We start from the raw sequence: 12355 nt of genomic DNA, 5'->3' as shown, positions 1-12355 counted from the left end.
CGGATTCACTTTCAGGAACCACTCAGATGAACAGCCAGGGACACCTGTTTTCCGATTCCCTCATGGAGCAGATCAAGCAGCGCTTTCATTACGTCGATCGCGATATCGACGGCAGCGAGCGGCTGTTTTTCGACAACGCCGGCGGCTCGTTCCGCCTGAAGGCGGCCTCCGAGGCGTTCGCGCGCATCGACGCGCTGCCGGATTGCCCCGAACGCATCCATGCGCGCGCGCGGTTCCTGCAGGACGTGCAGGCGAAGGGCGAGGCCGACGTGCGCCATATCTTCAACGCGCGCGGCGGCAGCGTGTACCTGTCGCTGACGGCGTCGGCCGCGATGTTCGAGATGGTGCGCGCGGTCATGGAGAACGTGCCCGGCAACAACGCCGTGACCACGATCCTGGAGCATCCGTCGTCGTTCGACGCGATGCAGCGCTACTGCGAACGCACCGGCAAGGCGCTGCGCGTCGCGCCGAGCAACCCCGAAACAGGCGGCGTGGATGCGGACGCGATCGTCTCGCTGATCGACGACGACACCACGCTGTTGAGCGTGATGTATGCGTCGAACATCTCGGGCGCGAAGCTCGACATCGCGGCAATCGTCGAGCGCGCCCGCGCGCGCAAGCCGGACTTGTTCATCATCGTGGACGCCGTGCAGCACGCGCCGCACGCCGCGATCGACCTGCAGAAGACGCCGGTGGACGGCATCAACTTCGCGCCGTACAAGTTCTTCGGCTGCCGGGGCGCGGGCGTGACCTGGCTGTCGGAGCGGCTCGCGACGCTGCCGCATCACCGGCTCGACGCGAAGGCGCCCGACGTGTGGGAACTCGGCAGCCCGACGCCGGCGCATTTCGAGGTGGTCAGTGCGATCGTCGATTACGTGGCGTGGATCGGCGCCCAATTCAGCGATGCGCACGAGCGCCGCGAGCAATTCGTGCAGGGCATGCAGCGCATCGAGGCGCACGAGCGCGCGTTGCTCGTGCTGCTGCTCGACGGCACGCCGGTGCAGCGCGGGCTGCGCGCGATTGACGGCGTGTCGGTGTTCTGGGATCACGACGACCTGACGCGCCGCGACCTGATCGCCGGCATCGGCTTCAAGGGGCTGGACCCGACGGCCGCCGTGCGCGAATACGCGAAGCGTGGCGTGATTGTCTACGAGCGGATCGGCACGAGCCTTTACTCGGGCCGCATGCTGCGGTCGTTCGGCCTGGAAGGGGCGGTGCGCATCTCGCCGCTGCACTGCCACGCGCCGCGCGACATCGAACGCTTCCTGGCCGTGACGGCCGAGATCGCCGCCGCGATCTGAACCTGCCTCACCCCCGCGGCCCCGCCGTGGACCCCCGCACCACCAACCACGGCGCCGACGTCACGCGCGTGCGCGCCGGCCCGGCCTGCGGATCGGCGCCGTTGGCTTCGGCCTCGATCAGTTCGCCGAGCAGTTCCACCGCCAGCGCGGCCGCCTCGGCCGTGGGCACGGCCACCGTGGTCAGCGCGGGCCGCGATTCGCGCGCGAGCTGGATGTCGGTGATGCCGACCACCGACAACTGCGCCGGCACCGCCAGCCCCGCATCGGCGGCGGCGTGCATCGCGCCGAGCGCGGGCAGGTCGTTGGTGGTGAACAGCGCGGTCAGCTCCGGGTGCGCGTCGAGCAGCGCGCGCGCGGCCTCGTAGCCGCCCTGGATCGTGTCCGGCCCGTAGCGCAGCGGCGCGGCCGCGCCGTCGAGGCCGGCCGCCGCCAGCGCGTCGAGAAAGCCCTCGTAGCGCGCCGCATGGATGCCCGTCACCTTGCTGCCGACGATCGCGCCGATCCGGCGATGCCCGAGTTCGAGCAGATGCCGCGCGGCCAGCTCGCCCGCGCGCCGGAAATCCACCGCCACGCTCGGCAGCGCCGGCGCGGCCTCGGGGCGCTCCCACATGCACAACACCACCGGCGTGCCGCGCTCCATGGTGCGGTGCAGGTCGTCGAGATCGAGGTTGGCGTTCATCACCAGCACGCCCTCGGACAGCGTGCCGGCGATCTGCTGCAGATACGCGCGCCCGATGTCGGGATCGTTCTCGGTGTTGCAGATGATCAGGAACCGCCCGCTGCGGCGCAGCGCGTGCTCCACGGCGAGCGCGAACTCCGGGTAGAACGGGTTCGCGATGCTCGACACCATCAGCGCGAGGGTGGGCGCGCGCCCTTCGGCCAGCGCGCGCGCGGCCAGGTGCGGGCGGTAGCCGAGCGCCTCGACGGCGGCCAGCACGCGCTCGCGGGTCTTCGCGCCCACCCGGCCGCGGTTGCGCAATACGTTGGAGACGGTCGCGGGCGTGACGCCCGCCGCCTGGGCGACTTCGTTCAGCGTGGTCATCGAGGTGTTTAGTATCTGGGACGGCGTGTTCAGTATTTGCATGGCAATGCGGCGCCGTTGCATCATGGCCCGGCAATCAGAACGCATGACAAGCAATACGGAGACGAAACAACCGATCGGCCACAGGTCGGTTTTTTCGATTGCAAGTGATTAAGCGCTTAACCAAGATGAGCGCGATTACATCATGGAGACGCAGCAATGGCGAGCATTTCGTTGGCCGGCGTGCAAAAAGCCTACGGGCACGGCGCGCCCGTCATCCACGGGATCGACCTGGAGATCGGCGCGCACGAGTTCTGCGTGTTCCTCGGCCCGTCGGGCTGCGGCAAATCCACCTTGCTGCGGATGATCGCGGGGCTGGAGGACGTGACCGAGGGCGACGTGCATATCGACGGGCGGCGCGTGAACGACGTGCCGGCCGCGCAACGCGGCGTGGCGATGGTGTTCCAGAGCTACGCGCTGTTTCCGCACATGACCGTCTACGAGAACATCGCGTTCGGCCTGCGCCTGGCGAAGACGCCGAAGGCCGAGATCGACACGCGGGTGCGCGACGCGGCCCGCATCCTGCAACTCGACGCGCTGCTCGAGCGCTATCCGAAGGCGCTGTCGGGCGGCCAGCGCCAGCGCGTCGCGATCGGCCGCGCGATCGTGCGCGAGCCGGGCGTGTTCCTGTTCGACGAGCCGCTGTCGAATCTCGACGCGACGCTGCGCGGCCAGACCCGCATCGAAATCGGCCGCCTGCACCGGCAGTTCAAGGGCGCGAGCGTGGTCTACGTGACGCACGACCAGATCGAGGCGATGACGCTGGCCGACAAGATCGTGCTGCTGCAGGCCGGCGCGGACGCCGAGCGCCACGGCAGCATCGCGCAGGTGGGCGCGCCGCTGGCCTTGTATCACCGGCCGGCGAGCCTGTTCGTGGCGGGCTTCATCGGCTCGCCGCGCATGAACTTCCTGCGCGCGACGGTGGAAGCGTCGGCGCCCGGCGCGGTGACCGTGCGGCTCGACGCGAGCGGCGAGACGGTGGCGTTGCCGGTGGATGCGGCGCGCGTCGCGCCCGGCGACGCCGTGACGTTCGGCGTGCGCCCGGAACATCTCGAATTCGACGGCGCGGCGGCGCGCCCGCACGCCGCGCCGGGCCTCGCGCTGACGCGCCGCGTGGCCCTCGTCGAAGCGCTCGGCGAGCACAGCTACGTGCACCTGGAGCAGCACGACGGCGGCACGCTGATCGCCAAGGCCCCGGGCGAATGGCGCGTCGCGCCGGGCGACACCGTCACGGTGCGCGCGCCCGCTACCGCCTGCCACCTGTTTGCTGCCGACGGGTTCGTCGTTGCGCCGCTGGCGGCGCGCGCGCTCGAACCGCTTCCCATCATCTGACGCTCACCAACGAGGATCGACCGATGCGCCTTGGCGTTTGCTATTACCCGGAGCACTGGCCCGAAGCCATGTGGAAAGACGATGCCGCGCGCATGAAGGCGCTCGGCATCGAGCAGGTACGAATCGCGGAATTCGCGTGGAGCCGGATCGAGCCGTCGCCCGGCGAATTCGACTGGGGCTGGCTCGACCGTGCGATCGACACGCTCGGCGCGGCGGGCCTGCAGGTGGTGATGTGCACGCCCACCGCGACGCCGCCGAAATGGCTGATCGACCGCCATCCCGAGATCCTGCCGGTGGGCGCGGACGGCCGGCGGCGCGCGTTCGGCTCGCGGCGTCACTACGATTTTTCGTCGCCCGATTACTTCGAGGCGTCGCAGCGGATTTGCGAGGCGGTGGCGCAGCGCTACGGGCAGCATCCGGCCGTCGCCTACTGGCAGACCGATAACGAATACGGCTGCCACCACACCGTGCTCAGTTATTCGCCGGCCGCGGTGGCGCGCTTCCGGCTCTGGCTGCGCGAGCGTTACGGCAGCGTCGATGCGCTGAATCAGGCCTGGGGCACGGTGTTCTGGAGCATGGAATACCGCAGCTTCGACGAGATCGACGCGCCCGTCGGCACGGTGACCGAGGCGCAGCCGTCGCACCGGCTCGACTACCGCCGCTTCGCTTCCGACGAAGTGCGCCGCTACAACCGCATGCAGGTGGACATCATTCGCGCGCACTCGCCGCAGCGGCCGGTGGCGCACAACTTCATGCAGTTGTTCACGGAGTTCGATCACTACCCGGTGGCCGCCGATCTCGACGTGGCGAGCTGGGACAGTTACCCGCTCGGCGCGCTGGAGGAGCAGTGGTACGCGCCCGAGGTCAAGGCGCGCTACCTGCGCACCGGGCATCCCGATTTCGCGTCGTTCAATCACGACCTGTATCGCGGCATGTCGAAGCTGCCGTTCTGGGTGATGGAGCAGCAGCCGGGGCCGGTGAACTGGGCGCAATGGAACCCCGCGCCGCTGCCCGGCATGGTGCGGCTCTGGAGCTGGGAGGCGTTCGCGCACGGTGCGGGCTGCGTGTCCTATTTCCGCTGGCGGCAGGCGCCGTTCGCGCAGGAGCAGATGCACGCGGGGCTGAACACGCCCGACAACCGGCTCGACGTGGGCGGCAGCGAGGCCGCGCAGGTGGCCGACGAGTTGCGCGCGCTGCTGGCCGAACACGGCGGCGATGCCACGGCGGCGGTGCCGGCGCGCGTTGCGCTGCTGTTCGATTACCCGGCCAAATGGCTGTTCGAGATCCACCCGCAGGGCGCCGATTTCCACTATCCGCGTTTCGCCGTGGAGTATTACTCGGCGCTGCGCTCGCTCGGCTTCGATGTGGACGTGGTGCCGGTCGACGCACCGCTCGACGGCTATTCGATGATCGTCGTGCCGCCGCTGCCGATCGTGTCCGACGCGCTGGCGCAGCGGCTCGCGGCCAGCGGCGCGCAGGTGGTGCTCGGGCCGCGCACCGGCTCCAAGACGCCGAGCCTGCAGATCCCCGCCAACCTGCCGCCCGGCGCGCTTGCCGCTGGCCCGCTGCCGATCCGCGTATGGCGCGTCGAATCGCTGCGGCCGAACGTCGAAGAGCCGGTGCGGATCGCAGCGGCCACCGACGACGCGGCGTTCGACGGCCGCGTGCGCCACTGGCGTGACCTGCTTGAGGCAGGCGACGCTGCCACCGAAACCCGCGCGCAGTTCGGCGACGGCCATCCGGCCTACGTGCGTCACGGCGCGTTCCACTACCTGGCGAGCCTGTTCGACGACGCCACCACCGCGCGGCTGTTCGCGCGCATCGCACGCGAAGCGGGCCTCGCGCCGGCGGCGCTCGGCGACGCGGTGCGCGTGAGCCGGCGCGGCGCGCTGACCTGGGTGTTCAACTACGGCCCGGCCGCGCACGAACTCGACGCGGCGGTGCCCGACGCGGCGATTCTGATCGGCACGCGGCGCATCGAGGCGGCCGGCGTGGCCGTCTACCGTTCGCCCGACGCCGCCTCGGCCCGATGATCTTTCGCGGCACCCACAACAACCGAAACAGGAGACAACCGATGAAAACCCAGCTTCGCTTGCGTACCACCGTCGCGGCGCTCGCCGTGGCGGCCCTGGCCGGCGCCTGGACGGCGAGCGCCGCGGCCGGCACGCTGACGATCAATATCGCGTTCAAGGGCGCGAGCCAGCGCACCGTGTGGACGCAGGTGATCGAGCAGTTCCGCAAGGCGCACCCCGGCACCGAGGTGAAGACCGCGTTCGTCGACGAGGAAGCCTACAAGGCGCAGTTGCCGAACTGGCTGATGACCGCGCCGCCCGACATCGTCACCTGGCACGACGGCGAGCGCATGGCCTACTACGCCAAGCGCGGCCTGTTCGAGGATCTGTCGGCCGACTGGCAGGCCAATCATTGGGACGGCATGTACGCGTCCACCAAGGAGGCCTCGTCGTACAACGGCAAGCCGTACGCGGCGCCCACCGTGTATTACGCGTGGGGCATGTTCTATCGCAAGAACCTGTTCAAGAAGGTCGGGATTGCGAACGAACCGGCCACCTGGGCGGAATTCCTCGACGATTGCAAGAAGCTGAAGGCGGCCGGCATCACGCCGATCGCCGTGGCCGGGCGCGATGCGTGGACGCTGGCCGGCTGGTTCGACTATCTCGACCTGCGCCTGAACGGCAACGCGTTCCACCAGCAACTGATGGCGGGCACCATCCCCTACACCGACGCGCGCGTGAAGAAGGTTTACACGGCGTGGCGGCAACTGATCGACGCGGGCTACTTCATCGACAACGCACTGTCCTACGATCTGGACGCCGCGCAGCCGTTCCTGTTCCAGGACAAGGCCGCGATGATGTTGATGGGCACCTTCATCACCGGCGGCTTCACGCCGGCGGTGCGCCAGGACATGGGCTTCTTCCGCTTCCCGGTGATCGACCCGAAGGTGCCGACCGCCGAGGATGGCCCGGTGGAATCGCTGCACATTCCGTCGAAGGCGAAGAACAAGGCCGACGCGCACGCGTTCCTCGCGTTCACGCAAACACCCGCGATCAGCGCGCAACTGGCCAAGGGGCTCGGCTCGCTGCCGGCCAACAGCCAGTCGCCGGAGCCGGACGATCCGATCTCGAAGATCGGCTTCCATATCCTGTCGAGCACGACGGGCGGCATCGCGCAGTTCTACGATCGCGACATGACCAAGGAGATGGCCGACGAGGGCATGAAGGGCATGCAGCAGTTCCTCGCCGATCCGTCGAAGATCGACGCGATCCTGGCCCAGCTCGAAGCCACGCGCCAGCGCATCTACAAAAAGTAAGCCGCACCGGCCGGGCGCGCGCCCGGCCGCCCAGGAGGTGATTCGTGACCCGTTCCGTGCTTCATACCCACGCCGACACCCGCGCCCCGGTGCAGGCCGGGCCGCGCAGCGACGGCGCCCGGCCCGAGCGTCCGGCCGCGCCCCACGTGGCGCGGCCTCGTCGCCGCCGTGCGTCGCCCACCGAGCGCCGCCAGCGCCTGACCGCCGCGCTGTTCCTCGCGCCCGCCTGCGTGATGTTCGCGTGCTACGTGGTGTGGCCCGTGCTGTCGACCCTTCGCCTGTCGTTCTTCCAGTGGGACGGCATGAGCGATCCGGCGTTCGTGGGCCTGGCGAACTACGTCGAGCTGCTGCACGCCGACACGTTCTACACGGCGCTCAGGAACAACCTGATCTGGCTCGTGCTGTTCCTGCTCGCGCCGCCGTTCGGGCTGGCCGCCGCGCTGTATCTGAACCAGGCCGTGCGCGGCATGCGGCTCGTCAAATCGCTGTTCTTCGCGCCGTTCGTGCTGTCGGGCGTGGTGGTCGGGCTGATCTATTCGTGGTTCTACGATCCGACCTTCGGCCTGCTGCGGCTGATTTTCGGGCACGGCATTCCGGTGCTCGGCGACCCGCGCTACGCCACCTTGGGCGTGATCTTCGCGGCGCTGTGGCCGCAATCGGCCTACTGCATGATCCTTTACCTGACCGGGCTGACCACCCTGAGCAGCGAGCAGATCGAGGCGGCGCGCATGGAAGGCGCGAAGGGCTGGACGCTGCTGTGGCACGTGATCCTGCCGCAACTGCGGCCCACCACCTTCATGGCGATCGTGGTGACCGTGATCGGCGCGCTGCGCAGCTTCGACCTGATCTCGGTGATGACCTCGGGCGGCCCGTTCGACAGCTCCACCGTGCTGGCCTATTACATGTACGACCAGGCGATCAAGTATTTCCGCTTCGGCTATGCCTCCGCGATCGCCGTGGTGCTGTTCGCGATCATGCTGCTCTACATCGTCTATCACCTGCGCCATCTGCTGCGCAGCGAACACTGACCGTTGCCGGGAGACGCCCATGTATCCGTTGCCGATCGACCGCTGGAAACCGGCCACGCGCCGCCTCTACCGCCTGTCGCTGCCGCTCGCGCTGCTGCTGTGGCTGCTGCCGCTGATCGCGGTGCTGGTGACCTCGGTGCGCTCGTCCGAGGAGCTGGCCGCCGGCCATTACTGGGATTGGCCGCACCGCTTCGCGCTGGTCGAGAACTACCGCGAGGCGCTGACCGCCTCGCCGATGCTCCATTACTTCTGGAACAGCATCCTGATCACGCTGCCCTCGGTGGCCGGCGCGATCGTGCTGGCGGCGATGGCCGGCTTCGCGCTGGCGATCTACCGCTTTCCCGGCAACGCGGCGCTGTTCGGCACGTTCGTGGCGGGCAACTTCGTGCCGATCCAGGTGCTGATGATCCCGGTGCGCGACCTGACGCTGAAGCTCGGCCTCTACAACTCGGTGGGCGGGCTGATCCTGTTCCATCTGTCGTTCCAGACCGGCTTCTGCGCGCTGTTCCTGCGCAACTTCATCAAGCAACTGCCGTTCGAGCTGGTCGAGGCGGCGCGCATCGAGGGCGCGAGCGAGTGGACGGTGTTCTTCCGCATCATCCTGCCGCTGATCCGCCCGGCGCTCGCGGCGCTGGCGATCCTGGTGTTCACGTTCGTCTGGAACGATTACTTCTGGGCGCTGTGCCTGACGCAAGGCGACGACGCCGCGCCGATCACGGTGGGCGTGGCCGCGCTGCGCGGGCAATGGACCACCTCGTGGAACCTGGTGTCGGCCGGCTCGGTGCTGGCGGCGCTGCCCTCGGTGGCGATGTTCTTCGCGATGCAGAAGCATTTCGTGGCGGGGCTGACGTTCGGGGCGACCAAGGGCTGACGGGGTGGTGACGGGGTGGTGACGGGGTGGTGACGGCGGGGCGGTCCGCAGCGGCGGCGGCACCCACCGCTGCACTGCCGCAAAAAGCCGATGCCGGTAAGTCCGCGGTAAGTCGTCCGTTTCTACAGTCACGGTGTTTCTTCCACCCTTGGGCGCGATACCGTGACATTCCCTTTCCTTCGTACTGCTTGCCTGCGTGCCGGCGCGATCTGCCTGACCTGGTCCGCCACCGTTTCCCTCGCTTCGGCGCAATCGCTGTCGGCTCCGCCGCAGGACGCCGACGCCGACGGCTTCACGATCCTCGGCAACGCCACCAACGTCACGCATTGGGGGCTGGGCGCGGGCGTGGGCGTCGAGGCTTCGCCGTATCGCGGCGACGGCGCGAAGGTCTCGCCGATCCCGCTGCTCTATTTCGACGACAAATGGGTGCACGTGCTCGGCACCACGCTCGACCTGAAGGTGGGCCAGTGGAGCGGCCTGAGCGTCGCGCTGCGCGCGCGCTTCGGCCTGTTCGACGGCTACAGCGGCTCCGACGCGCCGATCCTGAACGGCATGCAGGACCGCAAGGGCGCGCTCTGGTATGGTCCTGCGCTGGCGTGGCGCAACGCGTTCGGCACGTTGTCGGGCGATTTCCTGCTGGGCGGCAACAAGGGCGAGCAGGCCAAGCTCGAGTTCTCGCGCACGTTCCACGCGGGGCGGTTCTCGATCGAGCCGCACGTGGGCGCGCAATGGCTCGACCATAGCTACACCGATTACTACTACGGCGTGATGCCGTCCGAGGCCCGTGCGTGGCGGCCCGCCTACACGGCCGGCTCGACCTGGCAATATTCGCTCGGGTCGCAGTTCACCTACGCGCTCGATGCGCATCAGCGCGTGCTGCTCGACGTGGGCGTGACGCGGCTGGGCGGCAGCGTGGCCGACAGCCCGCTGGTCGGGCGGCGCTACGTGCCCGATGCGCGCATCGGTTATCTGTATCAGTTCAAGTGAGTCGTCCGAAATATGTCGAGAGTCGCGATCGTTGAGGATCATGAACGGCTGGCCGGGATGGTGCGCCAGGCGCTGGCCGCCGCCGGGATCGAGGCCGACCTGTTCGGCAGCGTGTCGGAGGCGCGCTACGGCGTGAATCGCGCCGATTACACGGTCGTGATCGTCGATCGCGGCCTGCCCGACGGCGACGGCCTGAGCCTGGTGCGCGACCTGCGCCGGGCCGGCACCATGACGCCGTGCCTGATGCTGACCGCGCGCGACGCGCTGCACGACCGCGTGGAAGGCCTGGAAAGCGGCGCCGACGACTATCTGACCAAGCCGTTCGCGATGAGCGAACTGGTGGCGCGGGTGCGCTCGCTGATGCGTCGCCCGGCGGTGCTGGCCGACCTGACCGCCGGGTTCGGCGACCTGGGCGTCGATCCGCAGCAGCAGACGATGCGCTGCGGCGAGCGCGCCGTGCAGCTCGGGCCGGCCGAGCTGCAGGTGATGCTGTGCCTGATGCGCGCGGGCGGTCGCACGGTGCGGCACGCCACGCTCGAACATGCGGCGTGGGGGCTGGGCGAGAGCGTCACGCCGAATGCGCTGGAGGTCACGCTGCACCGGCTGCGCCGGAAGCTGCAGGCGATGGCGTCGCGCACGCGGCTGGAAAACGTGCGCGGCGCGGGCTTCGTGCTGCGCACCGACGCTCCGGGCGCGGCCGATTCCGCCACGCCGAGCGACGCCCCGGAGGATCGCGCATGAACACCTCGAATCGACCCGCCGGCCGGCGGCTGCGCACGCTGTCGGCGCGGCTCTGGCTGACCAACGTGATGGCGCTGGCGTTGAGCCTGGGCGTGCTGGCGAGCGTGGTGCTATGGGCCTGCGACCGCAATCCCCAGCACGTGCTCGGCCGCGCCGAGCAGATGGATGCCGTCAACGACATCGTGCACGGGCTGCGCTTCGACGCGACCGGCGCGCCGGTCGGTGTGCAACTGTCGGAACGGCAGACCTGGCTGTTTCGAGTCGCGCCGACCGAGGTACGCTACCGCGTGCTCGACGCGCATGGCGCGGTGGTGGCCGCATCGGGCACCGGCGCGGCCGACGCGGCGTGGCTGCCGGGGCCGCCGAGCGAGGTGCCCGACGGCTACCGGCGCACCGTGATCGACGGCCGGCCGTTCATCGTCGCGATGCGGCGCGTGCCGTGCGGCGCGGCCACCTGCTTCGTGCAGACGGCCACCAGCGTGCAGTTCCTCGACGCGCTCGCGAGCCTCAAGATCAAGCCGATTCCGCGCGTGGTGGCGGTGATCGTCGTGATCGCGACGATCGTGTTCGGCCTGACGCTGCCGCTGACGATCCGCCACGTGTTGCGGCCGTTGCGCGACGTGTCGGCGGCGGCGGCCGCGATCACCCCGCAGAACCTGCGCGCGCGGCTGCCGGTGGCCGACGTGCCGGGCGAGATCCGCCCGCTGATCGACGGCTTCAACGACGCGCTGGCCCGCCTCGAAGCAGGCTTCACGGCGCAGCAGCACTTCCTCGCGTCGGCCGCGCACGAGTTGCAGACGCCGCTCACGCTGCTGCGCGGCCAGATCGAGTTGCAGCCCGAGATCGCCGACAAGGCGCTGCTGTTTCGCGAGATCGATCTGATGGCGCGCCAGGTGCGACAACTGCTGCATCTCGCGGAAGTGCGCGAGTCGCAAAACTTCAGCTTCGAGCCGGTGAATATCGGCGACGTGTTCCATGACGTGCAGGCCTATCTGACGCGCAAGGCCGACGCGAAGCGGGTGACGCTCGGCATCGACGAGCATGGCGCGGGCGCGTCGATCCGCGCCGACCGCAGCGCGCTGTTCATCCTGCTCAAGAACCTGGTCGAGAACGCGATCAACGTCTCGTCCGATGGCGCGATCGTGCTGATCCGCTGCACCGACGACGGCCTGCACGTGATCGACGAAGGGCCGGGCATCGACGCCGCGCATCTGCCGAAGCTGTTCGAGCGCTACTGGCGCGCGCCCGGCGCCGGTTACGACGGCGCGGGGCTGGGCCTGGCGATCTGCCAGGAGATCGCGCTCGCCCACGGCTGGACGATCGGAGTGCGCAGCTCGCCGATGGGCACGCGGTTCTCGGTCGCGCTGCGACCGGCCCCGCTGGTGGTGGGGCGGGATGCAGGCCGCGATGCGCGCGATGCCGCCCGCGCCGACGAGGCACACGGCGCCACGCCGGGCAGGTCGGCCGCGATTCCAACCTGATGGCGTTCTGACAAAACGCCGCACCGCCTTGGCGGCCGTCACGCCCGCCGCACTTTCAGACACATTTCCGAGTCGCTTCGGAATCGGCCCGCACCGAATTTCAGATGCGGCTGATTGTGCGCGCTCGGGCCGCACGCAGACAATGGCGTTCATCGAGATGCCCTGCCTGCAGGGCGCTTCGAGTTCTCTCACCCGGGATCCACAC

General features: G+C 69.2%; 10 protein-coding genes. 9 read left to right on the top strand and 1 reads right to left on the bottom strand.

Going from position 1 to position 12355, the window contains the following annotated elements:
- Positions 1-26: 26 nt before the first annotated feature.
- The gene (locus AB4851_RS05315) at positions 27-1301 is read left to right on the top strand and encodes an aminotransferase class V-fold PLP-dependent enzyme (protein ID WP_414448743.1); all 1275 of its coding nucleotides are present in this window, start codon (positions 27-29) and stop codon (positions 1299-1301) included.
- Positions 1302-1308: 7 nt separating this feature from the next.
- On the opposite strand, the gene AB4851_RS05310 is transcribed toward AB4851_RS05315, so the two are convergent.
- On the bottom strand, positions 1309-2343 hold the full coding sequence (locus AB4851_RS05310; protein WP_414449138.1) for a LacI family DNA-binding transcriptional regulator: 1035 nt from the start codon (positions 2341-2343) through the stop codon (positions 1309-1311).
- Positions 2344-2541: 198 nt separating this feature from the next.
- Between AB4851_RS05310 and AB4851_RS05305 the strand changes: the two genes are divergently transcribed.
- From AB4851_RS05305 to AB4851_RS05270, 8 genes are all read left to right on the top strand, one after another.
- Entirely contained in the window at positions 2542-3714 is a 1173-nt protein-coding gene (locus AB4851_RS05305; protein ID WP_414448742.1) for an ABC transporter ATP-binding protein, read from the top strand.
- Between the two features lie 23 nt (positions 3715-3737).
- Positions 3738-5747 (top strand): beta-galactosidase, encoded by a 2010-nt coding sequence (locus tag AB4851_RS05300; protein WP_414448741.1) that lies wholly within the window; start codon positions 3738-3740, stop codon positions 5745-5747.
- Between the two features lie 41 nt (positions 5748-5788).
- The gene (locus AB4851_RS05295) at positions 5789-7042 is read left to right on the top strand and encodes an ABC transporter substrate-binding protein (RefSeq protein ID WP_414448740.1); all 1254 of its coding nucleotides are present in this window, start codon (positions 5789-5791) and stop codon (positions 7040-7042) included.
- 56 nt (positions 7043-7098) lie between these two features.
- Positions 7099-8070, top strand: a complete 972-nt coding sequence (locus tag AB4851_RS05290; RefSeq protein ID WP_414449137.1) for a carbohydrate ABC transporter permease — start codon at positions 7099-7101, stop codon at positions 8068-8070.
- Between the two features lie 19 nt (positions 8071-8089).
- Complete coding sequence (locus AB4851_RS05285; RefSeq protein ID WP_414440611.1) at positions 8090-8941, top strand: carbohydrate ABC transporter permease; 852 nt, start codon at positions 8090-8092, stop codon at positions 8939-8941.
- 162 nt (positions 8942-9103) lie between these two features.
- Positions 9104-9928, top strand: a complete 825-nt coding sequence (locus AB4851_RS05280) for a MipA/OmpV family protein (protein WP_414448739.1) — start codon at positions 9104-9106, stop codon at positions 9926-9928.
- Positions 9929-9940: 12 nt separating this feature from the next.
- Complete coding sequence (locus AB4851_RS05275; RefSeq protein ID WP_414448738.1) at positions 9941-10669, top strand: response regulator transcription factor; 729 nt, start codon at positions 9941-9943, stop codon at positions 10667-10669.
- Positions 10666-12150 carry a sensor histidine kinase gene (locus AB4851_RS05270; protein ID WP_414448737.1) on the top strand — a complete coding sequence of 495 codons (1485 nt, stop codon included), beginning with the start codon at positions 10666-10668 and terminating at the stop codon, positions 12148-12150. The genes AB4851_RS05275 and AB4851_RS05270 overlap by 4 nt, the downstream gene beginning before the upstream one ends.
- The last annotated feature ends 205 nt before the right edge of the window (positions 12151-12355 follow it).

The sequence above is a fragment of the Burkholderia sp. 22PA0099 genome (assembly GCF_047497165.1).
In the GTDB taxonomy this organism is placed as follows: domain Bacteria; phylum Pseudomonadota; class Gammaproteobacteria; order Burkholderiales; family Burkholderiaceae; genus Burkholderia.
The sequence above is the reverse complement of the archived record's forward strand: the minus strand, read 5'-3'. Positions and strand labels throughout refer to the sequence as shown.